Source organism: Massilia sp. Masssp93, from assembly GCF_059491295.1.
The window spans coordinates 6,190,606-6,217,035 of sequence record NZ_CP168502.1; the positions used below are offsets into that span (position 1 = coordinate 6,190,606).

23 protein-coding genes are annotated in these 26,430 nt (G+C 62.0%); 17 read left to right on the forward strand and 6 right to left on the reverse strand.

What is annotated here, in order from left to right:
* Window positions 1-661: 661 nt before the first annotated feature.
* Window positions 662-901 carry a DUF6471 domain-containing protein gene (locus ACEN9Q_RS25815; RefSeq protein ID WP_495626527.1) on the forward strand — a complete coding sequence of 80 codons (240 nt, stop codon included), beginning with the start codon at window positions 662-664 and terminating at the stop codon, window positions 899-901.
* A gap of 256 nt (window positions 902-1,157) precedes the next feature.
* Here ACEN9Q_RS25815 and glmS read toward each other — a convergent pair whose 3' ends face one another.
* Complete coding sequence (gene glmS / locus ACEN9Q_RS25820; RefSeq protein ID WP_495626528.1) at window positions 1,158-2,987, reverse strand: glutamine--fructose-6-phosphate transaminase (isomerizing); 1,830 nt, start codon at window positions 2,985-2,987, stop codon at window positions 1,158-1,160.
* 148 nt (window positions 2,988-3,135) lie between these two features.
* On the opposite strand from glmS, the gene ACEN9Q_RS25825 reads away from it, so the two are divergent.
* On the forward strand, window positions 3,136-3,609 hold the full coding sequence (locus ACEN9Q_RS25825) for an Lrp/AsnC family transcriptional regulator (protein WP_056437384.1): 474 nt from the start codon (window positions 3,136-3,138) through the stop codon (window positions 3,607-3,609).
* Window positions 3,610-3,849: 240 nt separating this feature from the next.
* Here ACEN9Q_RS25825 and glmU read toward each other — a convergent pair whose 3' ends face one another.
* Window positions 3,850-5,226, reverse strand: coding sequence for a bifunctional UDP-N-acetylglucosamine diphosphorylase/glucosamine-1-phosphate N-acetyltransferase GlmU (glmU, locus tag ACEN9Q_RS25830; protein ID WP_495626529.1), 1,377 nt, complete (start codon window positions 5,224-5,226; stop codon window positions 3,850-3,852).
* 72 nt (window positions 5,227-5,298) lie between these two features.
* Between glmU and ACEN9Q_RS25835 the strand changes: the two genes are divergently transcribed.
* The 6 genes from ACEN9Q_RS25835 to ACEN9Q_RS25860 all read left to right on the forward strand — a co-directional run bounded on the left by ACEN9Q_RS25835 (window position 5,299) and on the right by ACEN9Q_RS25860 (window position 10,279).
* The gene (locus ACEN9Q_RS25835; protein ID WP_495626530.1) at window positions 5,299-6,150 is read left to right on the forward strand and encodes a DUF6279 family lipoprotein; all 852 of its coding nucleotides are present in this window, start codon (window positions 5,299-5,301) and stop codon (window positions 6,148-6,150) included.
* A 51-nt stretch (window positions 6,151-6,201) separates the two neighbouring features.
* Entirely contained in the window at window positions 6,202-6,843 is a 642-nt protein-coding gene (gene rsmD, locus ACEN9Q_RS25840) for a 16S rRNA (guanine(966)-N(2))-methyltransferase RsmD (protein WP_495626531.1), read from the forward strand.
* A 121-nt stretch (window positions 6,844-6,964) separates the two neighbouring features.
* Complete coding sequence (coaD, locus tag ACEN9Q_RS25845) at window positions 6,965-7,465, forward strand: pantetheine-phosphate adenylyltransferase (protein ID WP_056437397.1); 501 nt, start codon at window positions 6,965-6,967, stop codon at window positions 7,463-7,465.
* 12 nt (window positions 7,466-7,477) lie between these two features.
* A complete protein-coding gene (locus tag ACEN9Q_RS25850) occupies window positions 7,478-7,741 on the forward strand; it encodes a YfhL family 4Fe-4S dicluster ferredoxin (RefSeq protein ID WP_056437400.1) in 264 nt (87 codons plus the stop codon).
* A 294-nt stretch (window positions 7,742-8,035) separates the two neighbouring features.
* On the forward strand, window positions 8,036-9,631 hold the full coding sequence (locus ACEN9Q_RS25855) for a methyl-accepting chemotaxis protein (protein WP_495626532.1): 1,596 nt from the start codon (window positions 8,036-8,038) through the stop codon (window positions 9,629-9,631).
* A gap of 48 nt (window positions 9,632-9,679) precedes the next feature.
* Entirely contained in the window at window positions 9,680-10,279 is a 600-nt protein-coding gene (locus ACEN9Q_RS25860; RefSeq protein WP_056437406.1) for a chalcone isomerase family protein, read from the forward strand.
* Between the two features lie 598 nt (window positions 10,280-10,877).
* Here ACEN9Q_RS25860 and ACEN9Q_RS25865 read toward each other — a convergent pair.
* Entirely contained in the window at window positions 10,878-11,141 is a 264-nt protein-coding gene (locus ACEN9Q_RS25865; protein WP_157201740.1) for a hypothetical protein, read from the reverse strand.
* A 168-nt stretch (window positions 11,142-11,309) separates the two neighbouring features.
* On the opposite strand from ACEN9Q_RS25865, the gene ACEN9Q_RS25870 reads away from it, so the two are divergent.
* Window positions 11,310-12,290 carry a LysR family transcriptional regulator gene (locus ACEN9Q_RS25870; RefSeq protein ID WP_056437412.1) on the forward strand — a complete coding sequence of 327 codons (981 nt, stop codon included), beginning with the start codon at window positions 11,310-11,312 and terminating at the stop codon, window positions 12,288-12,290.
* Between the two features lie 124 nt (window positions 12,291-12,414).
* Here the strand turns inward: ACEN9Q_RS25870 and ACEN9Q_RS25875 are convergent, their stop codons facing one another.
* Complete coding sequence (locus ACEN9Q_RS25875) at window positions 12,415-12,870, reverse strand: Lrp/AsnC ligand binding domain-containing protein (protein ID WP_036171419.1); 456 nt, start codon at window positions 12,868-12,870, stop codon at window positions 12,415-12,417.
* Between the two features lie 206 nt (window positions 12,871-13,076).
* Here ACEN9Q_RS25875 and putA point away from each other — a divergent pair, with 206 nt between their 5' ends.
* Window positions 13,077-16,715 carry a trifunctional transcriptional regulator/proline dehydrogenase/L-glutamate gamma-semialdehyde dehydrogenase gene (gene putA / locus ACEN9Q_RS25880; RefSeq protein ID WP_495626533.1) on the forward strand — a complete coding sequence of 1,213 codons (3,639 nt, stop codon included), beginning with the start codon at window positions 13,077-13,079 and terminating at the stop codon, window positions 16,713-16,715.
* 142 nt (window positions 16,716-16,857) lie between these two features.
* Entirely contained in the window at window positions 16,858-17,973 is a 1,116-nt protein-coding gene (ald, locus tag ACEN9Q_RS25885; RefSeq protein ID WP_495626534.1) for an alanine dehydrogenase, read from the forward strand.
* On the opposite strand, the gene ACEN9Q_RS25890 is transcribed toward ald, so the two are convergent.
* A complete protein-coding gene (locus ACEN9Q_RS25890) occupies window positions 17,943-18,740 on the reverse strand; it encodes a 5'-methylthioadenosine/adenosylhomocysteine nucleosidase (RefSeq protein ID WP_056437422.1) in 798 nt (265 codons plus the stop codon). The genes ald and ACEN9Q_RS25890 overlap by 31 nt on opposite strands.
* A 173-nt stretch (window positions 18,741-18,913) precedes the next feature.
* On the reverse strand, window positions 18,914-19,663 hold the full coding sequence (locus tag ACEN9Q_RS25895) for a hypothetical protein (protein ID WP_495626535.1): 750 nt from the start codon (window positions 19,661-19,663) through the stop codon (window positions 18,914-18,916).
* A 321-nt stretch (window positions 19,664-19,984) separates the two neighbouring features.
* Here ACEN9Q_RS25895 and ACEN9Q_RS25900 point away from each other — a divergent pair, with 321 nt between their 5' ends.
* The 6 genes from ACEN9Q_RS25900 to ACEN9Q_RS25925 all read left to right on the forward strand — a co-directional run bounded on the left by ACEN9Q_RS25900 (window position 19,985) and on the right by ACEN9Q_RS25925 (window position 26,409).
* Complete coding sequence (locus ACEN9Q_RS25900; protein WP_495626536.1) at window positions 19,985-21,610, forward strand: GMC family oxidoreductase; 1,626 nt, start codon at window positions 19,985-19,987, stop codon at window positions 21,608-21,610.
* A gap of 138 nt (window positions 21,611-21,748) precedes the next feature.
* A complete protein-coding gene (locus tag ACEN9Q_RS25905) occupies window positions 21,749-22,522 on the forward strand; it encodes an ABC transporter ATP-binding protein (RefSeq protein WP_495626537.1) in 774 nt (257 codons plus the stop codon).
* A complete protein-coding gene (locus ACEN9Q_RS25910; RefSeq protein ID WP_056437431.1) occupies window positions 22,519-23,226 on the forward strand; it encodes an ABC transporter ATP-binding protein in 708 nt (235 codons plus the stop codon). Before ACEN9Q_RS25905 ends, ACEN9Q_RS25910 begins: the two co-directional genes overlap by 4 nt.
* Window positions 23,227-23,246: 20 nt before the next feature.
* The gene (locus ACEN9Q_RS25915; RefSeq protein ID WP_056437433.1) at window positions 23,247-24,461 is read left to right on the forward strand and encodes an ABC transporter substrate-binding protein; all 1,215 of its coding nucleotides are present in this window, start codon (window positions 23,247-23,249) and stop codon (window positions 24,459-24,461) included.
* A gap of 70 nt (window positions 24,462-24,531) precedes the next feature.
* A complete protein-coding gene (locus ACEN9Q_RS25920) occupies window positions 24,532-25,416 on the forward strand; it encodes a branched-chain amino acid ABC transporter permease (protein ID WP_495626538.1) in 885 nt (294 codons plus the stop codon).
* Window positions 25,417-25,425: 9 nt separating this feature from the next.
* A complete protein-coding gene (locus ACEN9Q_RS25925; protein WP_495626539.1) occupies window positions 25,426-26,409 on the forward strand; it encodes a branched-chain amino acid ABC transporter permease in 984 nt (327 codons plus the stop codon).
* The last annotated feature ends 21 nt before the right edge of the window (window positions 26,410-26,430 follow it).

The following is a 26,430-nucleotide window of genomic DNA, read 5'->3' on the forward strand; positions in this document are numbered from 1 at the left end:
TACCGGTCTTCACCTCGCTCACGCCTGAGGTAGCTTGACGAGCGAAGAACTGAATTGGCCCAGTGCGCCAACAGCGAGTCAGTCACGGATTGACCGGGGTTTATAGGGCAGGAAAAAAGCGGCAGGGTATACGATGTCGAGTGCATGATTTGAACGTGCGAGTTGGTCCAAGCCGCGGCTGTAGACTCATACAGGCGGCAGTTGACGCCCGGCGCTTCTCATGCAACACTACACTCCTCGATGAGCGGGGTGTCATCATGACGCGCCGGGAAAAGAGGCAGGGCGGCAACCCTGCCTTTTTTCGTTTTAAGCAGTACTTTTTTAAGGCAGTCCTGTTCGGGCCTCCATCAGAGATACTTTGTTTATTTTGTGTAGTTTACTGTAGCAACTGTAAAAAACTCTTTTATTTTCAGTTACTTACGTACAAATCGGGATTCTAGTCGAGCTTGGTTACCGGTGCAAGCATAGCGTAATAATGTAGGAGACTTATTTTCGAATTTGCATCTCCTCACCTTTTATTCTCATACGCAAACAGCTCAACGTACCGCCTCCTTTCCAGTAAGATGAACGCTCCAGTTCGTTACACTGCAATTATCATAAATGATAATTTAGTTAACTCAAGCTCACAGTATTGGTCCAACTCAAGGTGATTGAAAATCAGATGGATTGGCAAGTCGAAGCCAAGCGACTGCTGCGAACTGAATTAGTTCGCAGAGGGGTCTCGGTCGAGGAATTGGCAGGCAAGCTTGCTCAGCTGGGGATGGTTGAGTCGCCGAAGTCTCTTGCGGTAAAAATTTCTCGAGGGAAATTTCAGCTCGCGTTTTTCCTGCAATGCATGGCGGCTTTGGAGGCGGGGACGGTGACGATAACCGTCCCCTCAAAAGCGCTTAACGAAGAGTAAGGTTTGAGCCTATTGGTCGAGGTGTCGGCTGTTGCACCACGAAAAAATGGCCCTGATATGAAGACAACCTTGGAAAAACCGGGGGGTTTGTTGGGGCGCTAAACTGGAGGCCTTTCGGTCCGATGGTATAAGCGCTTCTACCCAACAAATATCAGGGTTTCAGGGCAAATCTCCCCCCTTTGCGAAGCACTTCGGATAGAGTTCCCGAAGCGCTTCTGTTCTCGCACTGCATTTGCGGGGGGATTACCCATCAGGCTTATTCGACCGTCACCGACTTCGCCAGATTACGCGGCTTGTCGACGTCGGTCCCACGCGCCAGCGCCGTGTGATACGCCAGCAGCTGCAGCGCCGCCACGTGCAGGATCGGCGACAGCAGGCCGTAGTGTTCCGGCAGACGGATCACGTGCAGGCCTTCACCCGACGTGATCTGGGTGTCGACGTCGGCGAAGACGTACAGCTGGCCGCCGCGGGCGCGCACTTCCTGCATGTTCGACTTCAGTTTTTCCAGCAGGGCGTCATTCGGGGCGATCGTCACCACCGGCATTTCTTCCGTCACCAGCGCCAGCGGGCCGTGCTTCAGCTCGCCGGCCGGGTAGGCTTCGGCGTGGATGTACGAGATTTCCTTCAGCTTCAGCGCGCCTTCCAGGGCGATCGGGTAGTGGAGGCCGCGGCCCAGGAACAGGGCGTTTTCCTTGCGCGCGAATTCGTCGGCCCAGGCGATCACCTGCGGCTCCAGCGCCAGCACGGACGACAGCGCGACCGGCAGGTGGCGCATCTGCTTCAGGTAGTTCGCTTCCTGCTCGTCGCTCAGGCGGCCGTTGACCTGGGCCAGCGTCAGCGTCAGCAGGAACAGCGCGGCCAGCTGGGTGGTGAAGGCCTTGGTCGACGCGACGCCCACTTCGACGCCGGCGCGGGTGATGTAGGCCAGCTTGCATTCGCGCACCATGGCGCTGGTCGAGACGTTGCAGATCGTCAGCGTATTCGTCATGCCGAGGCTGCGCGCGTGTTTCAACGCGGCCAGCGTGTCGGCCGTCTCGCCCGACTGCGAGATCGTCACGACGAGGGTGCTCGGGTGCGGGACGCTGTCGCGGTAGCGGTATTCGCTGGCGATCTCGACGTTCACCGGCAGCTTGGCCACCGACTCGATCCAGTATTTCGCCGTCAGGCCCGCATAGTAGCTGGTGCCGCATGCCAGGATCAGCACGCGGTCGATTTCCTTGAACACGCGGAAAGCCTGGTCGCCGAACAGTTCCGGCATGATGCCCGTCACGCCTTCCAGCGTGTCGCCGACGACGCGCGGCTGTTCGAAGATTTCTTTCTGCATGTAGTGGCGGTACGGGCCGAGCTCGGCGGCGCCCGTGTGCGCGTGCACGGTCTTGACCTCGCGCTCGGCCGGACGGCCCTCGACGTCGACGATCCAGTAGCGGGCCAGTTGCAGGTCGACCACATCGCCTTCTTCCAGGTAGATGATCTGGTCGGTGGTGCCGGCCAGCGCCATCGCGTCGGAGGCGACAAAATTTTCTCCTTTGCCCAGGCCGACGATCAGCGGCGAGCCCTGGCGCGCGGCCACGACGCGGTGCGGTTCTTCGCGGCAGAACACGGCGATCGCATATGCGCCGTGCAGGCGTTTGACCGCCTGCTGCACGGTGTCGAACAGGTCGCCGTTGTACATGTGGTCGACCAGGTGGGCGATGACCTCGGTGTCGGTCTGGCTCTGGAATACATAGCCCAGGCCGGTCAGTTCGGCGCGCAGTTCGTCGTGGTTTTCGATGATGCCGTTGTGGACGAGGGCGATGCGCGCGTCGTCGCTGTTCGGCGAGAAGTGCGGGTGGGCGTTCCTGGTGGCCGGCGCGCCATGCGTCGCCCAGCGGGTGTGGGCGATGCCCGTAAAACCTTGCAGATGGGTTTCCTGGATCTGGGATTCCAGATCGGCCACGCGCGACGTGCTGCGCGATCGCGCCAGGTGGCCATCCACGTGCAGCGCGACGCCGCAGGAATCGTAGCCGCGGTATTCAAGGCGCTTCAGGCCTTCGATGAGCACAGGGGTGATGTTGCGCTGGGCGACTGCTCCGACGATGCCACACATGGATAAAACCTCCGAAATTGGTTGATGCACGCACTGTAGAGCAGAGACGACGAAATAAGCTTTCTAAGTACGCTGCATTTTGATAGATTATTTCACGACTCTTTCAACATGAAATATCCTTTCACTTTTCAGTAAAAATTTTACGCATATGTCGCCCGACGGCCCAATACTTGACGATCTGGATCGTCGCATCTTGAATATCCTGCAGATTGACGCTTCTCAGACCAATGCGGAATTGGCGGAATTGGTACACGTCTCACCGCCGACTTGCCTGCGCCGTGTCAAACAGCTCAGGGAAAACGGTGTTATCGAGCGGCAAGTCGCGATCGTCGCGCCGGACAAGGTGGGCGCGCGCCTGTCCGCCATCGTCGAGATCACGCTGGATGTGCAGGCCGCGGACCGCATGGAGGAATTCGAGCGCGTGGTGGCGGACGAAGCGGCCGTGCTGCAGTGCTACCGCGTGTCGCCCGGGCCGGATTTCGTGCTCGTCGTGCAGGTGGCCGACATGCCCGCCTATCACGCCTTGGCGCACCGCCTGTTCACCACGCACAGCAATGTGCGCAACGTAAAAGCATATTTTTCTACGTTCCGCAGCAAGTTTGAAACACGCATCGCGATCTGACGACCTGTGGATAACTCTGTGCACTTACACCCGCTGCATTGCCGCGCGTGTGCCCCCATCTCCCGCCACATGCGCATTTCACCGCGTTTCTGAAACGATCAGGCCCGCCGGGAGAACGCGGCGGGCCTGTGGATGACTCTGTGGACTATATTGTGGACGGCCGGTTGACATCCCTGTGCACAGGCAGTGGACCAGGCTGTGAATTTATTCTGGATTACCTGTGCGTATGCAGTGGACAGCTTACTTCTTGACCTTGACCGGGCGCGTCCAGTTCTCGATCGTCAGCTGTTTCGGACGCGAAATCGTCAGCTTGCCAGCCGGCGCATTCCTGGTCAGCGTGGTGCCGGCGCCGATCGTCGCGCCCTTGCCGACCGTGACCGGGGCCACGAGCTGGCTGTCGCTGCCGATGAAGGCCTCGTCCTCGATAATCGTGCGGAATTTATTGGCGCCATCGTAATTGCAGGTGATCGTGCCGGCGCCGATGTTGACGCGCGAACCGACGTCGGCATCGCCCACATAGGCCAGGTGGTTCGCCTTGCTGTGGGCGGCGACCTTGCTGTTCTTGATCTCGACGAAATTGCCGACGTGGACGTCCTCGCCCAATTCGGTCCCCGGGCGCAGGCGCGCGTACGGGCCGATGACGGATTTCGCGCCGACGGCAGCACCTTCCAGGTGGCAGAACGGCTTGATTTGCGCGCCTGCCGCGACGGTCGCGTTCACCAGCACGCAGTTGGCGCCGATGGTGACGCCGTCGCCGAGTTCCACGCGGCCTTCGAACACGCAGCCGACGTCGATGGTGACGTCGCGTCCGCACACGAGCTCGCCGCGCACGTCAATGCGCGCCGGGTCCATCAAAGTCACGCCCTTCTCGAGCAGGGCGATGGCGATGTTCAGCTGGTGACGACGCTCGAGCTCGGCCAGCTGCACCTTGCTGTTCACGCCCGCCACTTCCCATTCGGCCGACGGTTGCGCGGACACGACCGGCACCCCGGCCGCTACGGACTGGGCGACGATGTCGGTCAGGTAATATTCGCCCTGGGCATTATTGTTTTTCAGCGCGCCGAGCCAGCCGGTCAAAAAGCGGGTCGGGATGACCATGATGCCGCTGTTGATTTCCTTGATGGCGCGCTCGGCTTCATTGGCATCCTTTTCTTCGACGATGCGCACGATGTTGCCGTTCTCGCGGACAATACGGCCCAGGCCGAACGGATTGTCCTGTTCGACGGTGAGGATCGCCAGCTTGTCGTCGCCGGCGGCCTCGACCAGGCGGCGCAGCGAGACCGAAGTCGTCAGCGGCACGTCGCCATACAGGACGAGCGTCGGCGCGTTCTCGTCGATTTGCGGCAGGGCTTGCATGACGGCATGACCGGTCCCCAGCTGCGGTTCCTGCAGGGCAGTGTCAATGGCGACGCCGCCTTCCGCCGACCAGGCTTGAACCGCACTCGGCACCGCTGCGCCGCCGTGCCCGTAAATCACGCATAATTTACTCGGGTGCAGGCTGCGCGCCGTGTTGATAACATGCTGCAACAGCGGCTTGCCGGCCAATGGATGCAAGACTTTCGGCAGTGCGGATTGCATGCGCTTTCCCATGCCGGCGGCGAGGATGACTACGTTCATAAGCCGTTCTCAAACAAGTTAAAAAAGATGAAAAAGTTTAACACGCCCCCTGCCGCATTCTTGCGGGTACGTATGTTGTTCCTGATCGCCTTCGTGGCGGTGCTGAGCGCATGCAGCGCGATCCGCTTCACCTACAACCATGGCGACACGCTTCTGTACTGGTGGTTGAACGCTTATCTCGATCTCGACAGCGATCAGTCCGACTGGGTCAAGAAAGACATCGACAACCTGTTCCAGTGGCACCGCACGACGCAGCTGCGCGATTACGCCGGCCTGCTGAGCAAAATGCAGCGCCAGCTCGGCGACGGCAACGTGACGCAGGACGAACTGCTCGGCGACTACCGCGACATCAAGGCGAGAACGGAATTGCTGGCCTTTAAAGCGCTGCCGCAGCTGGCCGACCTGGCGATGTCGATCAAGCCGGACCAGATCGCCCAAATGGAAAAGAAATTCGCCAAGAATAACGAGGACTTCCGCAAGAAATTCATGAGCGGCAGCGTCGAGGACCAGCATAAGGCCCGTTATAAGAAGGCGATGGAACAGCTCGAACTGTGGTTCGGCAGCTTCAGCCGCGACCAGGAGGCGGCACTCCGTAAAGCGTCCGACGCGCGCCCGCTCGACAACGAGATCTGGCTGCAGGAGCGCGTGACGCGGCAGAAAAAAATCATCGCGCTGCTGCAGCGCATCCACCAGGATAAGCTGAACAAGGAACAGACGATGTCGGCGGTCCACGACCTGCTGCGCGACCTCTTCGACCGCATGGACGCGCCGGACCGCAAGGCATTCTTCGATGCCTATGTCGACAGCACGTCGAAATTCATCCTGACGGCGATCCGCATCACGACGCCGGAACAGAAAGCCCATGCGCAGAAACGCATGCAGGGGTGGATCAACGATTTCAACGCGCTGGCGACTGGAAAGTGATGGGTAGCCAAGCACGGCGTCCCTGCCGGACGCCGTGCTATATTCCCGCCCATGCAAAAAAAGAAGTCCGCCCCCACCTACGCGCGCCGTCCCGGCCCGCCGCAACAGGTCCGCATCATCGGCGGCGCCTGGAAACGCACCCCGCTTCCCGTCCTCGACGCCTTCGGCCTGCGGCCCACGCCCGACCGCGTCCGCGAAACCGTCTTCAACTGGATCAATCACCAGACGACGGGCGACTGGGACCGCGCCGACTGCCTCGACCTGTTCGCCGGCAGCGGCGCCCTCGGCTTCGAGGCTGCCAGCCGCGGCGCGCGGTCGGTCACGATGATCGACACCGTCGGCGCCGTCGTGCGCCAGCTCGAACTGATCAAGGACAAGCTCAAGGCCGACAACGTGCGCGTCCTGCGCGCCGACGCCCTGGCCGTGGCGCGCGACTTCATCCAGCGCGGCCAGCGCTTCGACCTGATCTTCCTCGACCCGCCGTACCAGCAGGATTTCCTCGTCCAGGCCCTGCCGTTGTGTGCGCAACTGCTGAACGAAGGCGGCCTCGTGTATGCGGAATCGGGCGAGCGCCTGCCGTTCCCGGAGACGGTCGATGCGGCCGGCGACGTGCCGGAATGGCTGCAGCCGTGGCAGTTGATGCGTGCCGACAAGGCCGGCATGGTGCATTACCACCTGCTAAAGTTGCGTTAAAACACCGATTTTCACCCTAAAACTGCTTAAAGAATAAGCAAATGGCGCCCCACACCGGGGCGGCTGCCGAAATTTCAGGCATAATGCGCGTCTATTCAGGTGCATTCTCCAGGGAGCCGCAATGGTTGTAGCCGTTTATCCAGGAACTTTCGATCCGCTGACCCGCGGTCACGAAGATTTGGTACGTCGCGCATCGGGTCTGTTCGACACCCTGGTGGTCGGGGTCGCCGACAGCAAGAACAAGCGCCCCTTTTTCTCGCTTGCCGAGCGCCTGGAAATCGCCAATGAAGTGCTGGGCCATTATCCGAACGTGAAGGTCGAAAGCTTTTCCGGCCTGTTGAAGGATTTCGTCCGCCAGCACGACGCGCGCGTGATCGTGCGCGGCCTGCGCGCCGTGTCCGACTTCGAATACGAGTTCCAGATGGCAGGCATGAACCGCTATCTGCTGCCGGACGTCGAAACGCTGTTCCTGACCCCGTCCGACCAGTACCAGTTCATCTCGGGCACCATCGTGCGCGAGATCGCGATGCTGGGCGGCGACGTGTCGAAATTCGTGTTCCCCTCGGTCGACCGCTGGCTGCAAAAGAAAATCGCCGAGCTGGCGGCCGCCCCGCAATCCTGAGACTGGTTTGTCATGGCATTACTGATTACCGACGACTGCATCAATTGCGACGTGTGCGAGCCCGAGTGCCCGAACGACGCGATCTCGATGGGCGCGGAGTTCTACCAGATCGATCCGCACAAATGCACGGAATGCGTCGGTCATTTCGCTGAGCCCCAGTGCCAGCAAGTGTGCCCGGTCGCGTGCATCCCGTTCAATCCGGAATGGCGCGAAACGCGCGAACAACTGCAGGCGAAATACGATCGCCTGACCGCAGACAAGGCCAACGCGGCCTGAATCTCCGAAGCCGGCCTCGCGCCGGCTTTTCTTTTGGCGCAAGCGGTCCCGAGCGGCCGTCGATCGGCCAGCCTTGTTCCAAAACACAACACTCCAGCGCCCTGCTTTGGTGCGCAGCAAATCCCCGTCGTCATTCACGCGCCGTGACACCCGGGTCCGGGATTGTGCTATCGCAGCATCGAAATAGTTTTGAGTCTCTAATTTTGCCAACACATCGGTGCTATATTTATCTTGCAAAATTAGCACGCCCATTCTTTTTTTTGGACGGAGAGACTCGACATAATGATTAAAAATATGAGTATCGGCCAGCGTCTGGCCATTGGGTTCGGTGTCGTGATCGCCCTGCTGGTCCTGCTGGCAGGGCTTTCTTATGTCAGGATTGCCAACCTGAACAAGGAAATGGACACCCTGGTCAAGGTGCGCTACGCCAACACGGTAGCGGCCAACCACATCAAGGAAGACGTGAGCGAAGCGACGCGCAGCATGCTCAACGTCCTCATCATGACCGATCCGGACCAGATCAAAAAGGAACTCGCCAACACGGAAGCGCGCAGCGCCAACGCCACCGCCCTGGTCGCCGAACTGGCAAGGAGCACGGGCGACGCCGAGGCCGCCGGTATCCTGAAAGCGCTGGCTGCCATCCAGAACAAATTCCTGCCGGCGCAGACGACCTTCATCCAACTCGTCAACGACGACAAGAAGGATGAGGCGATGATGAAATTCATGTTCTCGCTGCGTCCCCAGCAAACGCGCTACTTCGAGCAGCTGGACAAATTCGTCGCCTGGCAGAACGCCGCGATGCACCAGGCCGGCGAGAACACGGCCGCCGTCACGCAGCGCACGCAGATGCTGATCCTGGCGCTGACGGCCATCGCGGCCGGGCTGTCGCTGGGCGTCGCGTGGCTGGCCACGCGCAGCATCACCCGCCCGCTGGGACAGGTGGTGGAGATCGCTCGGCGCGTCGCCGACGGCGATCTCACGAGCGACATCGCGGTCGACAGCCGCGACGAGGCGGGCCAGATGATGGCAGCGCTGCGCCACATGAACGCCAGCCTGATCCGCATCGTCGGCGAAGTGCGCACGAGTACCGACTCGATGTCCTGCGCCTCCGGAGAAATTGCCAGCGGCAATCAGGACCTGTCGACGCGCACGGAATCCCAGGCGATGTCGCTGGCGCAAACGTCGAGCTCGATGCGCGCGCTCACCGGCACCGTGCAGCAGAACGCGGACAATGCGCGCCAGGCGAATCAGCTGGCGGTCCAGGCGTCGGAGGTGGCGGCACGCGGCGGTTCCGTCGTGTCGCACGTGATCGAGACGATGGGATCGATCACGGCCTCGTCCAAGAAAATCGTCGACATCATCGGCGTGATCGACGGTATCGCCTTCCAGACGAATATCCTCGCGCTGAATGCCGCGGTCGAGGCCGCGCGCGCGGGCGAGCAGGGACGCGGCTTCGCCGTCGTGGCGGCCGAAGTGCGCAGCCTGGCGCAACGCTCGGCCGCCGCCGCCCAGGAAATCAAGCTGCTCATCGGCGATTCCGTGAACAAGGTCAAGGAGGGCAGCACCCTCGTCGAGCAGGCTGGCGTGACGATGGAAGAAGTCGTCGAAAGCGTGCGCCGCGTCACCGACATCATGGGAGAAATTACGGCTGCCAGCCTCGAGCAGAGTGCCGGCATCGCCCAGGTCAGCCAGACCATCGTCGCGATGGACGAGACGACGCAACAGAACGCCGCCCTCGTCGAGCAGGCCGCCGCGGCGGCCGCATCGATGCAGGAACAGGCGCAGCACCTGGCGCGCGCCGTCAGCGTGTTCAAGCTGCAAAATGCCGGCACGGATGCGCACGCGGCGCCGCGCCTGGCACGCTCACCCCAGGCACTGGTCGCGGCCTGAACCGCGGCCGCCGATTTTCACAACGACAGCCTACTTAAAGGAGACACTATGACTACCCATCAATCCGTCATCAAACGCCTGCTCGCCGGCGCCGTCCTGACCCTGGCCGCCAGCCTGCCGGCCTTTGCCACGGTCGACGTCGGCGGCTACAAGTTCGAGGACACGACCAAGGTCGCCGGCAAGGATTTGAAGCTGAACGGCGCCGGCATGCGCACCAAGTTCATCATCAAGGTCTACGCGGCCGGCCTGTACCTGCCCGAAAAGAAGAACAACACGGCCGAGGTCCTGAAGGAAGAGGGCCCGCGCCGCGTGACGCTGCAAATGGCGCGCGACATCTCGTCGGAGGATTTCGGCAAAGCCTTCATGGATGGCCTGAACGAGAACATCGACAAGGCCGAGAAGCAGCGCATCGTGGCCCAGATCAGCAAGATGGGAGAACTGTTCGCCTCCGTCGACGGTCTCAAGAAGGGTGACGTGCTGCACCTGGACTGGATCCCGGGCACCGGCACACAAGCGGAACTGAACGGCCAGAAGCTGGGCGGCCCTATCCCCGACATCAATTTCTACAACGCGATCCTGCGCATCTGGCTGGGCGACAAGCCGGTCGACCGCTCGCTCAAGCCGGCGCTCCTGGGCGAAGCCAGGTAACCCCTGTTTTCCCCGAAACGCGGCCCCGGGCAACCGGCGGCCGCGTTTTTTTTCGCCCTCGATTTTTTGACTGCGTACTGCCCGGTTTTTTGGATGGAGGGGGAGGCCAGCCGCCGCGCCGGCGCCTCTGGCGCCGCATCCTTTCGATAAAATCGACGTTTACTATAATTCATCCATATGCCATAACCAATCATGAACTTCGGCTATTGTTCGAACATATCAGATGAAAAAATAGATATATTCGGCCATTTCTTCCATTTTTTCGATTCTCATGACGTTCTCGATACGTTCTTGCGGAACACATAAGACATCCACCATATGCCATCAACGTCGCGCGATATTCGTTCAACATGCCGATAACTCATCAATGAACGCATCTTCGATTTTTTGACACCTCTATTCCATGTCTACTGATTGTTAAATAAAATCGGCAAAAAAACGCTTGATAACCCGAGCGACCTCAAGTTACCCGCGACAGGTGAGAATGGCTTACGTTTCAGGGGCCGGACGGGTCCGGGGGCAGGGACGAAAAAAAACGGCGCCCGGATAACCGGGCGCCGCTTTCGCAGAGGAAGCTGTGTAGACTAAACGGTAAAAATCAGTGCGATCCCAGCACGCCGACGTCGGCCGGAGCGGCCTGGACGGTAGCAGCCAGCGTGCGCTGCGTGCGGCGCGCGGCCAGCTCATCCTTCGTCGGACGGGGGCGCACCACCAGCACCAGCGCACGGGCGATGCCGATCAGGAGGGGACGGAAGAACATCACGACGCCGCCCAGCAGGGTCAGCTGGACCATCACGAGCAGCAGGTGGGTGAAGGGCAGGGCCATCACCGGTGTCTGGAAAAGGGTCGCTGAGAAGGACATGGCAAGTCTCGGAGTGGCAATCTGATCTATTGTTCAATGTCACTATAGTGCAACGCAACATATAAATCTAATTACGCTTACTGATAGCTCTTATATTGATTGTGAATGGAAATCGGGTACACTTGCCATACCGATGAACCATTTATTGCCAGTCCTGAACGGAGTCCCATGAGCTTCCTCACGCTTGATCTGAACCTGCTCCGCGTCTTCGACGCCGTCATGACCGAGCAAAACCTCACCCGCGCCGCCGGTCACCTTGCGATGACCCAGCCAGCGGTCTCGAACGCCATCAAGCGCTTGCGCGAAAGCCTGGGCGACGAGTTGCTGATCCGCACAGCCTACGGCGTCAAGCCGACGCCGCGCGCGGAAGCGCTATGGCCGGCCGTGCGCCAGGCCCTGGCCGCGCTGGAAGCGGCCGTGATGCCGGAAACGTTCGACGTCTCCAAGGCCCAGGCGACCTTCCGCATGGCGATGGCCGACGCCACGGCCGCGCTGTGGCTGCCGTCGCTGGTGCGGTCGATCGAAAAAGAGGCGCAGGGCGTCAACATCCGCATGGTGCCCCTGACCACGCGCGAACCGCGCCCGATGCTGCTGCGCGGCGACATCGACCTGGCGGTCGGCTTCTTCCCGGGCGTCGCGGCCCAGCTGTCGTACGAGACCGGCTCGCCGATCCGCCACGAGCGCCTGTATTCGGGCGAATACGTGATCGTGATGCGCAAGAACCACCCGTTGGCCCAGGGCGAGCTCGACCTGGACGCCTATTGCAAGTCGAACCACTTGCTGGTGAGCTTCTCGGGCCGCGCCCACGGCCTCGTCGACGAAGCGCTGGCGCAGATCGGCCGCGAGCGGCGCATCCTGCTGACCGTGAACCAGTTCTTCACGGCGGGGCGCGTGGTCGCCAATTCCGACCTCGTGACGGTCTTGCCCAAACACCTGATTGCCTCGACGGGCGCGGCGGAACAGCTCACCTGGCGCGAGCTGCCGTTCCAGCTGCCGGCCGTGCACCTGGACATGCTGTGGCACGAACGCGACGGCCGCAGCCCGGCGCACCGCTGGCTGCGCAAGAACCTGGAAAACCTCTCTGCGTCGGCGCAAAAAATGCTGCCGCAGCGATCGGAAACGTCGGAAAAAATGGAAAAGATTGCCTGAAGAAAGTTGGAGCGCGCATCACGACCGTCGCCCCCGCGCAGGCGGGGGCCCAATTTTGCGACCGTATGAATAACGCGAACAGAACTTGGGCCCCTGCCTTCGCAGGGGCGACGTTGTTTGATGCTTACTTAATAGGCAACTTTGTCGTGTTCTTGACCTCTTCCATCACCGCATAAGTGTGCGTCTCGCGCACGCCTTTCTGCAGTAACGTCTTGCCGAGGAATTCGCGGTAAGCTGCCATATCCTTCACACGCGCCTTGACGAGGTAATCGAAGCCGCCGGCCACCATATGGCATTCGAGCACTTCGGGAATCAACTGGACGCTCTGCTTGAAGGCGTCGAAGACTTCCGGCGTCGTGCGGTCCAGCACCACTTCGATGAACACCAGCAGCGACACATCCAGCAGCTGGGGATTCAACTGGGCCGTATAGCCCATGATGTAACCGGACTCGTGCAGCTTGCGCACCCGCTCGAGGCAGGCGGCGGGCGACAGGTTGACCCGTGCCGCCAGCTCGACGTTGCTGATACGCCCGTCGCTTTGCAGTTCGGCCAGGATTTTCTTGCTGATCTTGTCCAGCATCTTGTTCTCTCTCCACCATAAATATTATTTGGTGAAATTCTCTCACCAAAAACTATCTATTGCTAGTCTTCTGTAAAAACAGAATTAATCCAGAAGATTTCCTTCTACAATCGAATCATTGATCCGCACTTCAGTACGCGCCGGCCGTGGCTACGGTACGGCGCGTTTTGCTAGCTGTCGGCCATTCCACTTTTTACCGAACGTCCATGAACATTGCCGCCTTCCCGGCTTCCACCTACGTCCCCTTCGACGCCCTGCAGACCGAAGCCCGCCGCGAACAGACGCCGCTGCGCGCCGCGATCACCGCTGCCTACCGCCGTGCGGAAACCAGCGCCGTGGAATGGCTGCTGGCCCAGGGCGCCTGCGCCAATGGCGACGCCTACATGCTGGCGCACCGCCTCGTGTCGGCCGTGCGCGAAAAACGCACGCGCTCGTCGGGTGTCGATGCATTGATGCACGAATTCTCGCTGTCGTCCGAAGAAGGCGTCGCGCTCATGTGCCTCGCCGAAGCGCTGCTGCGCATTCCCGACACGGAAACGGCCGACCGCCTGATCGCCGACAAGATCAGCAGGGGCGACTGGAAAAAACACCTGGGCGAATCGCCGTCGCTGTTCGTGAACGCCGCGACCTGGGGCCTGCTCATCACGGGCAAGCTCGTGTCGTCCAGCAGCGAGACGGGTCTCGGCGCCGCGCTGACGCGCATGATCGCGAAGGGCGGCGAACCGCTGATCCGCAAAGGCGTCGACCTCGCCATGCGCATGCTGGGCAACCAGTTCGTCACCGGCCAGACCATCGACGAAGCACTGAAAAACAGCCGGGAAAACGAAACCCGCGGCTACCGGTATTCCTACGACATGCTGGGCGAAGCCGCGCTGACGGAATCCGACGCCGACAATTACTATGCCTCGTACGAAGCGGCCATCCACGCGATCGGCAACGCGTCCAATGGCCGCGGCATCAAGGACGGTCCGGGCATCTCGATCAAGCTGTCCGCCCTGCATCCTCGCTACAGCCGCGCGCAATACGCCCGCGTGATGGGAGAACTGCTGCCGCGCGTGCGCAACCTCATCCTGCTCGCGAAACAGTACGACATCGGCATCAATATCGACGCCGAGGAAGCGGACCGCCTGGAAATCTCGCTCGACATGCTGGAAGCGCTGGCCTTCGATCCGGCGCTGGCCGGCTTCGACGGCATCGGCCTCGTCGTGCAGGCGTACCAGAAACGCTGCCCGTTCGTGATCGATTTCGTCGTGGATCTCGCCCGCCGCAGCGGCCGCAAGTTCATGGTGCGCCTGGTCAAGGGTGCGTACTGGGATGCGGAAATCAAGCGCGCCCAGGTCGACGGCCTGCCCGGCTATCCGGTCTATACGCGCAAGGTGTACACCGACGTCTCGTACCTCACGTGCGCACGCAAGCTGTTGAGCGCGACGGACGTCATCTACCCCCAGTTCGCCACGCACAATGCGCATTCGCTGTCCGTGATCTACACGTGGGCCAAGGCGGACAATGTGTCCAACTATGAATTCCAGTGCCTGCACGGCATGGGAGAGACGCTGTACGACCAGGTCGTCGGCAAGGACAACCTGGACAAGGCGTGCCGCATCTACGCGCCGGTCGGTTCGCACGAGACGCTGCTCGCCTACCTCGTGCGGCGCCTGCTGGAAAACGGCGCCAACTCGTCGTTCGTAAACCAGATCGTCGACGAGAACGTGCCCATCGACACCTTGCTGGCCGATCCGTTCGAGGCCGCGCGCGCGGCGCAGTGCCTGCCGCATCCGCGCATTCCGCTGCCGCTGGACCTGTTCCCGGACGGCCGCCGCAACTCGGCCGGCCTCGATCTCACCGACGACCACGTGCTGGCCGGGCTCGCCGCCGACCTCGGCACGCCGCGCCGCTACCTGGCCGCGCCCCTCATCGACGGCGCCGTGCAAGCCGCCGGCGCGCTGAACGTCGTCAATCCGGCGCAGTCGGCGGACATCGTCGGCCAAGTAACGGAAGCCACCACGGCCGACGTCGACACCGCGCTGCAGGCGGCAGCCGCCGCCGCGCCGGGCTGGGAAGGCATCGGCAATGCGGCCCGCGCCGACCTCATCGCCCGCGTCGGCGACCTGTTCGAGCAGCACCACGGCGAACTGATGGCCCTGGCCGTGCGCGAGGCGGGCAAATCGCTGCCGAACGCGATCGCCGAAGTGCGCGAAGCCGTCGATTTCCTGCGCTATTACGCGGCCGAGATCCGCAGCGCGCCCGCCGCCCACGCATTGGGTGCCGTGACGTGCATCAGCCCGTGGAATTTCCCGCTGGCGATTTTTACCGGCCAGGTCGCGGCCGCGCTGGCCGCCGGCAACGTCGTGCTCGCCAAACCGGCCGAGCAGACGCCGCTGATCGCCCACCGCGCCGTGCAACTGTTTCACCAGGCGGGTGTGCCGGCAGGCGCACTGCAACTGCTGCCGGGCCGCGGCGAGATTGTCGGCGCCGCACTGACCGCCGATGCGCGCGTAAAAGCCGTGATTTTTACGGGGTCGACGGAAGTCGCGCAATTGATCAACCGCACGCTGGCCGCACGCGCCGCCAAGGAAGGCGCCGATATTCCGCTGATCGCGGAGACGGGCGGCCAGAATGCGCTGATCGTCGATTCGTCCGCGCTGCCGGAACAGGTCGTGCAGGATGTCGTCAGTTCCGCGTTCGACAGCGCCGGCCAGCGCTGCTCCGCGCTGCGCGTACTGTTTCTGCAGGAAGATATCGCGGATAAAACGATCAAGATGCTCAAGGGCGCGATGCAGGAATTGCGCGTCGGCGTGCCGGACCGCCTGGCGACCGACATCGGTCCCGTCATCGACCAGGAAGCCCGGCAAAACCTGCTCGGCCACATCGAGCGCATGAAGGCGACGGCGAAGCAGTATTTTTCGCTGACCCTGCCGGAAGCGCTGCAGGCGCAGGGAACGTTCGTGCCGCCGACCGTGCTCGAGATCGGCTCGATGAGCGAACTGAAACGTGAAGTGTTCGGCCCTGTGCTTCACGTCGTGCGCTGGCGCCGTTCCGACCTGGACAAGGTCGTCGACACGATCAACGCCACCGGCTACGGCCTCACCCTGGGCGTGCATTCGCGCATCGACGAGACCATCGACTTCATCACGACGCGTGCCCACGTCGGCAACATCTACGTGAACCGCAACATCGTCGGCGCCGTCGTCGGCGTGCAGCCGTTCGGTGGAGAAGGAAAATCCGGCACCGGTCCCAAGGCCGGCGGTCCGCTGTACCTCAAACGACTGCAAAAGGATGCGCCGCCGCTGTCGTTAAACCATGCGCGGCGCGGCAATCCCGCGCTGGACGCGCTGCTCGGCTGGGCGCGCGCCAATGGCCACGGCGACATCGCGCCCCTGGCGGAACGCTATATGGAAACGACGCTGGACGGCGTGCGCATCGACCTGCCCGGTCCGACCGGCGAGCGCAACCAGCTCGATTTCGTCCCGCGCGGCACCGTCCTGTGCGCACCGAACGGCACGGCCAGCCTGTTGAACCAGCTCGCGGCCGCGTTCGCGACTGGCAACCGCGCGCTCGTGTTGATGGAATCAAACGTCTCGTTGCCGGCCGCGGTGAAGGAACGCGTGCGTTTTATCGACGCGCAAGAACTGGACGGCAGCGATGTCGCGCTCGCGCTCGTCGAGCAGGATGTAACAGGGGATGTGCGGGCGAAACTGGCGGCCCGTCCCGGTGCCATCGTCGGCATCGTCGACACCCGCGCGGGCGAACCGATCGCCCTGTGGAGATTGGTGGCGGAGCGCGCCTTGTGCGTCAACACGACCGCGGCTGGCGGTAACGCAAGCCTCATGACACTGGGCCTGTAAGCCAGGTCAACGGTGCTATTGGTAGGGTGGGCACCCTGTGCCCACGCGTAACGCCAACACACCGCACACGTCACGCGTGGGCACGGGGGTGCCCACTCTACGCCGCGGCGTTTTGTTTTTGAAGTACAACTTGGAGGCAGACATGTTAGTAGGCGTACCAAAAGAAATCAAAAACAACGAATTCCGGGTGGGCCTCACGCCCCCGAGTGTGCACGAACTGGTCGCGCGCGGCCATCGTGTCGTCGTGCAAACCGGCGCGGGTGCCGGCATCGGCCTGACGGACGAGCAGTACACGGCCGCCGGCGCGACGATCGTGCCATCGGCGCAAGAGATCTTTGCGCAGGCCGAGATGATCGTCAAGGTCAAGGAACCGCAGCCGCAGGAATGCGCGATGCTGCGTCCGGGACAGATCCTGTACACGTATCTGCACCTGGCGCCGGACCCGGAACAGACGGCGGCCCTCGTGAAATCCGGCGCCGTGTGCATCGCGTATGAAACCATCACCGGTCCGGGCGGCGGCCTGCCGCTGCTGGCGCCGATGAGCGAGGTGGCGGGGCGGATGTCGATCCAGGCCGGCGCCAGCCACCTGGAAAAATCGAAGGGCGGCGCCGGCATCCTGCTGGGCGGCGTGCCCGGCGTGGCGGCGGGGCACATCGTCATCATCGGCGCCGGCGTGGTAGGAATGAACGCGTTACAAATGGCCGTCGGCATCGGCGCGCGCGTTAGCGTTCTCGACAAGAACGTCGACCGCCTGCGCCAGCTCGACCTCGTCTACGGCAACCGTATTTCGACCCTGTATTCGAACACGCATGCGATCGAGGAAGCGGTATTGTCGGCCGATCTCGTCATCGGCGGCGTGCTCGTGCCCGGCGCCGCGGCACCGAAGCTGGTGACGCGCGACATGGTGTCGCGGATGAAAAAGGGCGCCGTCGTCGTCGACGTGGCGATCGACCAGGGCGGCTGCTTCGAAACGTCGCATCCGACGACGCACGCGGATCCGACCTTCGTCGTCGATGGCGTCGTGCATTACTGCGTAGCCAATATGCCCGGCGCGGTGGCGCGCACGTCGACGTTCGCGCTGAACAACGCGACGATAGGCCACGCCGTGGCGCTGGCCAACAAGGGGTGGCGGCAGGCGCTGCGCGACGATCCTCACCTCAAGAATGGCCTGAACGTCTGCGAAGGCAAGGTGACGTATGCCGCCGTCGCGCAGGATCTTGGCTACGACTATGTGCCGGCCGACACGCTGCTGGCCTGAGCTGCCTCCGCTTTTTGCCAGCCCAGGCAGAACTGCCTGACGATGTGAAAAGCATAACGCGCGGCCACCGATTTCACGAAGCGCATGAAATCGGTGGCCGCGTTTTCGTTGGCGTTGTCGGAAATCGTCCGGATCACGCCGAACGGGATGCCCAGCTCGAAACAGGCCTGCGCCACCGCGGCGCCTTCCATCTCCACCGCCAGCAGACCGGGTAATGCCTCATTCAACGCGTTCAGACGGCCCTTGTCGCTCATGAACTGGTCGGCGCTGGCGATGAGACCAAGGTGCAGCCGCGGCCCGCTGAGCGCGAATACGGCCCTTTCAGCGGGATCGATGGCAAAAGCAAAATCGTCTTCCAGGAAACGGCGTGCCGCATCCGCCAGTTGCGAGGCGATGCGGCGGTCGGACAGGAAGTGCGTCAAGCCCGTCAGCGGTACTTCGTAGCGGGGAAACAAAGGACTCGCATCCATATCGTGCTGGATGAGGGATTCGGCCACCACGATGTCGCCGACGCGGACAGCCATGTCGCCGGCGCCAGCCACACCCGTAAAGAGGATGTGGGTAACACCGAACTTCTCCACAAGCGTTGCGGTCGTCAGTGCTGCGGCAACCTTGCCTATACGCGATAAAACGCACACTGCGTCGATTTCCCACAGTCGTCCGACAAAGTACTCGCGCATGCCATGCATGAGCTTGTAGGGCCCTTCCATGGCTTCTATGAGCCCCTGCTGTTCTTCGTGCAACGCACTGATGATCCCTAATCGCATGTTTCAGCCTGTTTTTGTTGATAGAGCGGCAACGGGTTGGCGGTTTGTGCACGCTGTTCCCGGTCTTCTTGTTTTATAGACATAAATGTATATAAAAAATTGATAGTGATAGTAAACGCGCTTCTGTCTGTGGATAAAGAGGAATTTGTCTACAGCGTCAACGGTTTACGCGATCACGGATCGGCTGGAAAAGCATTGTATCGATGCTGAACCGATGTTGGACAAAAAATCCGGAAGTCGGCAAAACGGCTTTTTTGCACATCCAGTCCTGTGGATATGCAGGCGGTTTTCCACAGTCGGGCTGGTTTTGCAGCCGATCTGGACGCTTTGCTTGCAGTTTTTGCATGCAGGAAGTGCGTTCGCAACTTCTCCGAGGCGAGCAGTGAGGCGATCCCTGTTCCGGATGCGACGGGTGCGTCTCGTTCTTTCTGTAGACAAGACAGAAGTCGAGCAGTGTCTGCGTCGGCATTCATGCTGTTGCGAGCATTGGCGTCGATGCCGTGGCGTCGCGACGTTTTTTTTTGCAGACAAAAGCGCGTTCGCGTCGAACCGGCTCGTTTTCCTTCTTTAGTTAACTTGGAGAGAAAGATAAGAATAGTAGTGATAGTAAACGCCGGGCGAACTGTGGATAACCGGGATTTTTTCCACATGCTCAAGGGTTTACGCGCTGTGCTACCGGTCGGACAAACCTTGCGTCTGGACCGGATCGAAACTGGACAAAAAAGTGGCGCGCGTAAAACACGGCAGTTCCGCACATTCGATCCTGTGGATATCCAGCAGTTTATCCACAAAGCCCGGCCGATCAGGTCGACGTCGCGCCGCTGTCGGGTCGCGAACGCGTCCGGAGTCGGGCTTTTTTTTTCAAGAACGCTTGCAGGAAGTCGTGAGGCGACATGGTCGAGCTCGACGATCTTTTCGGGCACGGCCGCTGCGTTCGAAACGAATCCCCAGGTTTACAACCAAAAGCTTGTATACAGAATGATGATAGTAGTTAACGGTGGCACTCTTCTGTGGATAAGCCGGGTTTTGTCCACAACATCAAACGTTTACGGTTCGCATAAGCCGGTGGGCTGGTCTTGTATGTGCCTGGAGGCAAAACTGGATAAAAAATCCGCTGATGCGAAAAGTCGGGTTTCCCCACATTCCGTACCTGTGGATATTCATATGCTTATCCACAGCCTGGAGACCTCATTTACACTTGATCATCTGGTAAGCTTGCTCAACCGAATCACGAATGAGGTTCCATGGAATCTGCCGGCGCGTTCGATTACGTCATCGTGGGGGCCGGCACGGCCGGCTGTGTGCTGGCCAATCGCCTCAGTCGCAAGCCCGACGTGCAGGTCCTGCTGATCGAGGCGGGCGGCAAGGACGATTACTTGTGGATCCACGTCCCCGTCGGCTATCTGTATTGCATCGGCAATCCCCGTACGGACTGGTTGTTCAAGACGGAAGCGGACCCCGGCCTCGCAGGGCGATCGCTGATCTACCCGCGCGGAAAAGTCCTGGGCGGCAGTTCGTCGATCAACGGCATGATCTATATGCGCGGCCAGGCCGGCGATTACGACCGCTGGGCCGATATCGCGGGCGATCCGTCCTGGCGCTGGGACAATGTCCTGCCCATTTTTAAGGCAAGCGAAGACCATCACGGCGGCGCCAGCGCCATTCACGGCAGCGGCGGCGAGTGGCGAGTCGAGCGCCAGCGGCTGTCCTGGGAGATCCTCGACGCGTTCCGCGACGCCGCCGGTGAGACGGGCATCCCGAAAGTCGACGATTTCAATGGCGGCGATAACGAAGGGTGCGCCTATTTCGACGTCAACCAGCGGCGCGGCATCCGGCTGAACACGGCCAAGGCGTTTCTGCGTCCGGCGTCGGCGCGGCCGAACCTGACGATCATGACCGGCTGCCATGTGGAAAAGCTCATCCTCGAACAAACCGAGCAGGGCGTCGCTTGCCGCGGCGTGCAATTCACGGGCGGCGGGCGCGCTTTTTCGGCCACGGCGCGGCGCGAAACCCTGCTGGCCGCCGGGGCGATCGGTTCGCCGCACATCCTGCAGTTGTCCGGCATCGGGCCGGCGGGCCTGCTGCACCGGCACGGTATCGTTCCCGTCGTCGATGCGCCGGGCGTGGGCGAAAACCTGCAGGATCATTTGCAGCTGCGCATGGTCTACCGCACCACGGGTGCCCGTTCGCTCAACACGAGTGCCGCGTCCTGGTATGGCAAGCTGAAAATCGGCGTGCAATATCTGCTGTTCCAGAGCGGGCCGATGTCGATGGCGCCGTCGCAGATGGGCGCGTTTGCCCGCTCCGATCCCGGCCAGGCGACACCGAACCTGGAATACCACGTGCAGCCGCTGTCCCTGGAAAAATTCGGCGATCCGCTGCACGGTTTTCCCGCGTTCACGGCCAGCGTGTGCAATCTGCGTCCGACGGCGCGCGGCCACGTCCGGCTCGCGGACAACGACAGCTATTCTCCGCCGAAGATCGTGCCGAACTACCTCAGCACGCCCGAAGACCGCAAGGTGGCGGCCGATGCGCTGGCGCTCACGCGGCGCATCGTGGCCGCGCCGTCCATGGCGAAATACCGCCCGGAAGAATTCAAGCCGGGCCCGCACTACCGCACGGAAGACGAGCTCGCGGAGGCCGCCAGCCTCATCGGCACGACGATCTTTCACCCGGTCGGCACCTGCCGCATGGGCAAAACGGACGATCCACTTGCCGTCGTCGACAGCGCGTTGCGCGTAAAAGGCATACACGGATTGCGCGTGGTCGACGCGTCCATCATGCCGACGATCACGTCCGGCAATACGAACGCGCCCACCTTGATGATCGCCGAAAAGACGGCGCAGCTGATTTCTCGCGACTGGCGCTAGCTGGGCATATTTGCACAACAGGTTTGCGCGCCGTCATGACTAAGCGCAGGGCGATTCACCTGCCGCGTGCTGTATCTTGACGAGTTCCAAAAGTGTGTATGATTTGTAAAGCTTGCATCACGACAGCGAGGAGACGCAATGCCGGACGTCATTCTGGAAACACGTGATCTGACGAAGGACTTCAAGGGTTTTACGGCCGTCGATCAGGTGAATCTGCAGGTGCAGCGCGGCCATATCCACGCGCTGATCGGGCCGAACGGCGCCGGCAAGACGACGTGTTTTAACCTGCTCACGAAATTCCTGGCGCCGTCCGCCGGCCGCATCCTCTTCAACGGCGCCGACATCACCCGGCTGAAACCGGCGCAGATCGCGCGCCGCGGCATCATCCGCTCGTTCCAGATCTCGGCCGTGTTCCCGCACCTGACCGTGCTGGAAAACGTGCGCATCGGCCTGCAGCGCGCGCTCGGCACCAGCTTTTATTTCTGGCGCAGCGAACGGACTTTAATGCAGCTCAACGATCGCGCCATGCAGTTGCTGGCCGAAGTCGACCTGGAGAATTTTGCCGGCACCGTCACGGCCGACCTGCCGTACGGCCGCAAGCGTGCGCTCGAGATCGCCACGACGCTCGCCATGGAGCCGGAACTCATGCTGCTGGACGAGCCCACGCAGGGCATGGGCCACGAAGACGTGCACCGCGTGACGGCACTGATCAAAAAAGTGTCAGCCGGGCGCACGATCCTGATGGTCGAACACAATATGAATGTCGTGTCCGGCATCTGCGACCGCATCTCCGTGCTGCAGCGGGGCGCCGTGCTGGCGGAAGGCAGTTATGCCGAGGTGGCGCGCAATCCGCAGGTGATCGAAGCGTACATGGGCAGCGCCGACAGCGACCTGGCGGGAGCGCACGGATGACGCCGGCACTGGAAATCGACGGCCTGCAAGCCTGGTATGGCGAATCGCACATCCTGCACGGCGTCGGCTTTACGGTACAGCAGGGCGAAGTGGTGACCCTGCTGGGACGCAATGGCGCGGGCCGCACGACCACCTTGCGCGCCATCATGGGCCTGACGGGCGCGCGCACCGGGTCGATCCGCGTGGGTGGCGTCGAGGCGATCCGTCTGCCGACGCACCGCATCGCCCACCTCGGCATCGGCTATTGCCCGGAAGAGCGCGGCATTTTCGCCTCGCTGTCGACCGAGGAAAACCTCATGCTGCCGCCGCGGCTGGCCGGCCGGGACGCCGGCATGTCCGTGGCCGAGATCTACGAGATGTTCCCGAACCTGTACGAGCGCCGCCACAGCCCGGGGACGCGGCTGTCCGGCGGCGAGCAGCAGATGCTGGCCGTGGCCCGCATCCTGCGCACCGGCGCGCGCCTGCTGCTGCTGGACGAGATCTCGGAAGGGCTGGCGCCCGTCATCGTGCAGGCGCTGGGCCGCATGATCACGACGCTCAAGGCAAAGGGCTACACGATCGTCATGGTGGAACAGAATTTCCGGTTCGCGGCACCGCTGGCGGACCGGTTTTATGTCATGGAACACGGCCGCATCGTCACGACGATCGCGGCCGCGGAGCTGCAGGCCAGCATGCCGGCCCTGACCGAGCTGCTGGGCGTTTGATCATCGATAACGGAGACCACATGAAACGCACGACACGCACAGCGATTGCCTTTACGGTTGCCACCTTGGCGGCCGGTTCGTCCCTATCCGCCCAGGCCCAGGTCTCGGGCGACACCGTCAAGATCGGCCTGATCACGGATTTGTCGGGCGTGTATTCCGACATCGACGGCAATGGCGGCGCCGAAGCCGTGCGCATGGCGATCGCCGACATGGGGGGCGCGATCAACGGCAAGAAGATCCAGTTCATCGTCGCCGACCACCAGAACAAGCCGGACATCGCCGCCAGCAAGGCGCGCGAATGGTTCGACCGGGAAGGCGTCGACATGCTGATCGGCGGCACGAATTCCGGCGCCGCACTGGCCATGGCCAAGGTCGCGGCGGAAAAGAAAAAAGTGTTCATCGCGATCGGTTCCGGCAGTGCGCAACTGACCAACGAACAGTGCTCGCCGTTCACCGTGCACTACGCCTATGACACGGTCGCGCTCGCGCGCGGCACGGGCGCGACGATGGTCAAGCAGGGCGGCAAGTCCTGGTATTTCCTCACCGCCGACTACGCCTTCGGCCAGTCGCTGGAAAAGGACACGACCGACGTCATCAAAGCGAACGGCGGGAAGGTGCTGGGCAGCGTCAAGCACCCGCTGGGCGCGTCCGATTTTTCGTCGTTCCTGCTGCAGGCGCAAGCATCGAAGGCGCAGGTGCTGGGCCTGGCGAACGCCGGCGGCGATTTTATCAACTCGGTGAAAGCGGCGAAGGAATTCGGCTTGACGAGCAAGATGAAGATCGCGGGCCTGCTCGTGTTCATCAACGATATCCATACCCTCGGCCTGCCGACGACGCAGGGTTTGTATCTCACCACCGGCTGGTACTGGGACCTGAACAACGATACGCGCGCCTGGGCCAGGAAATACGTCGCCAGGATGAAGAAGGAACCATCGATGCTGCAGGCGGCGGATTATTCGGCCACGATGAACTACCTGAACGCCGTCAAGGCGATCGGCACGGACGATGGCGAGAAGGTCATGGCCCAGCTTAAAAAAACCAGGATCAACGACATGTTCGCGAAGAATGCCGAGATCCGTCCGGACGGCCGCATGGTGCACGATATGTATTTGATGCAAGTGAAAACGCCGGCCGAGTCGAAGGCGCCCTGGGATTACTACAAGGTCGTGGCGACGATCCCGGGCGCCCAGGCGTACACGACCAAGGCCGAGACGAAGTGCGCGGCCTGGAAGTGAGCACGACGTCGGCGCGTGGCGGCCGGCGCCGGCCGCCGTCGTTTTTAATCGCAGTTTGCTGACTGATCCCATGGAAATATTCGGCGTCCCCCTGCAGGCGATGATGAGCCAGCTGTTGCTGGGCCTGGTCAACGGTTCGTTCTATGCGATCCTGTCGCTCGGCCTGGCCGTGATCTTCGGCCTGCTCAACGTGATCAATTTCTCGCACGGCGCGCTGTACATGATGGGCGCGTTCGCCGCCTACATCGGCGTCACGTCGTTCGGCCTGAACTACTGGGCGATGCTCGTGCTGGCGCCGCTGGTCGTGGGGGCGTTCGGCATCCTGATCGAAAGGACGATGCTGCGCTGGCTGTACCGGTTCGACCATCTCTATGGCTTGCTGCTGACCTTCGGCATCACGCTGTTGCTGGAAGGCGTGTTCCGCTCGTTCTTCGGCGTGTCCGGCCAGACGCTGGACGTGCCGGAAGCGCTGTCCGGCGCCACCGACCTCGGCTTCATGATCCTGCCGAACTACCGCGCCTGGGTCGTGCTGGCGTCGTTCGTCGTGTGCCTGGCGACGTGGTTCACGATCGAAAAGACGCGCCTCGGCGCCTACCTGCGCGCCGGCACGGAGAACCCGAAACTGGTCGAAGCGTTCGGCGTCAACGTGCCCCTGATGGTGACGTTGACCTATGGCTTCGGCGTCGCGCTGGCCAGCTTCGCGGGCGTGCTGGCGGCACCCGTCATCAACGTCACGCCCTTGATGGGCTCGAACCTCATCATCGTCGTGTTTGCCGTCGTCGTGATCGGCGGCATGGGGTCCATCCTCGGGGCCATCGTCACCGGCCTGGCGCTGGGCGTCATCGAGGGTCTCACGCGCGTGTTTTATCCGGAAGCGTCGGAAGTCGTCGTGTTCGTCGTGATGGTGATCGTGCTGTTGCTGCGTCCCGCCGGCCTGTTCGGCCAAGAACGATAAGGAAGCGATATGAACCGAAAGCTGGCCTATGGCCTCGCATTGATCGTGGCGCTGGCGGCGCCGTTCGTCGGCTACCCCGTCTTCCTGATGAAGCTGCTGTGCTTCGGCCTGTTCGCCTGCGCGTTTAATTTGCTGATCGGCTACACGGGCCTGCTGTCATTCGGCCACGCCGCGTTCTTCGGCGGTGCCGGCTATGTCACGGGGTACGCGTTGACGACGCTCGGCTTGCCGTTCGAGGCGGCGCTCGTGCTGGGCGTGCTGGCGTCCGCGGCGCTGGGCCTCGTGATGGGGCTGCTGGCCATCCGCCGCCAGGGCATTTATTTTGCGATGATCACCTTGGCCCTCGCGCAGATGGTGTATTTCGCGGCGCTCCGCGCCCCGTTTACGCACGGCGAGGATGGCCTGCAAGGCGTCCCGCGCGGCAAGCTGCTGGGCGTGCTGGATCTCGGCAACGACGTCACCCTGTACTTCGTGGTGCTGGCAATTTGCACCGCGGGCTTCGCCTTGATCGTGCGTACCGTGCACTCGCCGTTCGGCCAGGTGCTGAAGGCGATCAAGGAAAACGAAGCGCGTGCGATCTCTCTGGGCTACGACGTGGATCGTTATAAGCTCGTGGCCTTCGTGCTGTCGGCCGCCCTCGCGGGCCTGGCCGGCGCGACGAAGACGGTCGTGCTCGGTTTCGAGACCCTGACGGACGTGCACTGGACGATGTCCGGCCTCGTCATCCTGATGACCTTGGTCGGCGGCATGGGCACGCTGGCCGGGCCGATCCTGGGTGCCTTCCTCATCGTCGCGCTGGAAAACAAGCTGGGCGACCTGGGGAACTTCCTGGCCGAGACGACGCATGTAGAATGGTTTTCTTCGCTCGGCGAATCCGTGGGCATCGTCACCGGCCTCATCTTCGTTGCCTGTGTGCTGTTGTTCCGACGGGGCATCGTCGGCGAGATCGCGGCGGCACTGGCCCGCGCAGGACGCCGGCGCGAGGCCGCATAAGGCCGTGTCCCGGTCTGGCTT

What these genes read in the sequence shown, in the direction of transcription:
- ACEN9Q_RS25910 (WP_056437431.1), top strand. Translation starts at nt 22,519, where the DNA reads ATGACGCCGGCACTGGAAATCGACGGCCTGCAAGCCTGGTATGGCGAA.
- ACEN9Q_RS25875 (WP_036171419.1), bottom strand. Translation starts at nt 12,870, where the DNA reads ATGCTGGACAAGATCAGCAAGAAAATCCTGGCCGAACTGCAAAGCGAC.
- ACEN9Q_RS25860 (WP_056437406.1), top strand. Translation starts at nt 9,680, where the DNA reads ATGACTACCCATCAATCCGTCATCAAACGCCTGCTCGCCGGCGCCGTC.
- putA (WP_495626533.1), top strand. Translation starts at nt 13,077, where the DNA reads ATGAACATTGCCGCCTTCCCGGCTTCCACCTACGTCCCCTTCGACGCC.
- glmU (WP_495626529.1), bottom strand. Translation starts at nt 5,226, where the DNA reads ATGAACGTAGTCATCCTCGCCGCCGGCATGGGAAAGCGCATGCAATCC.
- ACEN9Q_RS25900 (WP_495626536.1), top strand. Translation starts at nt 19,985, where the DNA reads ATGGAATCTGCCGGCGCGTTCGATTACGTCATCGTGGGGGCCGGCACG.
- ACEN9Q_RS25850 (WP_056437400.1), top strand. Translation starts at nt 7,478, where the DNA reads ATGGCATTACTGATTACCGACGACTGCATCAATTGCGACGTGTGCGAG.
- coaD (WP_056437397.1), top strand. Translation starts at nt 6,965, where the DNA reads ATGGTTGTAGCCGTTTATCCAGGAACTTTCGATCCGCTGACCCGCGGT.
- ACEN9Q_RS25920 (WP_495626538.1), top strand. Translation starts at nt 24,532, where the DNA reads ATGGAAATATTCGGCGTCCCCCTGCAGGCGATGATGAGCCAGCTGTTG.
- ACEN9Q_RS25825 (WP_056437384.1), top strand. Translation starts at nt 3,136, where the DNA reads ATGTCGCCCGACGGCCCAATACTTGACGATCTGGATCGTCGCATCTTG.
- ACEN9Q_RS25890 (WP_056437422.1), bottom strand. Translation starts at nt 18,740, where the DNA reads ATGCGATTAGGGATCATCAGTGCGTTGCACGAAGAACAGCAGGGGCTC.
- ACEN9Q_RS25870 (WP_056437412.1), top strand. Translation starts at nt 11,310, where the DNA reads ATGAGCTTCCTCACGCTTGATCTGAACCTGCTCCGCGTCTTCGACGCC.
- ACEN9Q_RS25905 (WP_495626537.1), top strand. Translation starts at nt 21,749, where the DNA reads ATGCCGGACGTCATTCTGGAAACACGTGATCTGACGAAGGACTTCAAG.
- ACEN9Q_RS25835 (WP_495626530.1), top strand. Translation starts at nt 5,299, where the DNA reads ATGTTGTTCCTGATCGCCTTCGTGGCGGTGCTGAGCGCATGCAGCGCG.
- ACEN9Q_RS25815 (WP_495626527.1), top strand. Translation starts at nt 662, where the DNA reads ATGGATTGGCAAGTCGAAGCCAAGCGACTGCTGCGAACTGAATTAGTT.
- rsmD (WP_495626531.1), top strand. Translation starts at nt 6,202, where the DNA reads ATGCAAAAAAAGAAGTCCGCCCCCACCTACGCGCGCCGTCCCGGCCCG.
- ACEN9Q_RS25855 (WP_495626532.1), top strand. Translation starts at nt 8,036, where the DNA reads ATGAGTATCGGCCAGCGTCTGGCCATTGGGTTCGGTGTCGTGATCGCC.
- ald (WP_495626534.1), top strand. Translation starts at nt 16,858, where the DNA reads ATGTTAGTAGGCGTACCAAAAGAAATCAAAAACAACGAATTCCGGGTG.
- ACEN9Q_RS25865 (WP_157201740.1), bottom strand. Translation starts at nt 11,141, where the DNA reads ATGTCCTTCTCAGCGACCCTTTTCCAGACACCGGTGATGGCCCTGCCC.
- glmS (WP_495626528.1), bottom strand. Translation starts at nt 2,987, where the DNA reads ATGTGTGGCATCGTCGGAGCAGTCGCCCAGCGCAACATCACCCCTGTG.
- ACEN9Q_RS25925 (WP_495626539.1), top strand. Translation starts at nt 25,426, where the DNA reads ATGAACCGAAAGCTGGCCTATGGCCTCGCATTGATCGTGGCGCTGGCG.
- ACEN9Q_RS25915 (WP_056437433.1), top strand. Translation starts at nt 23,247, where the DNA reads ATGAAACGCACGACACGCACAGCGATTGCCTTTACGGTTGCCACCTTG.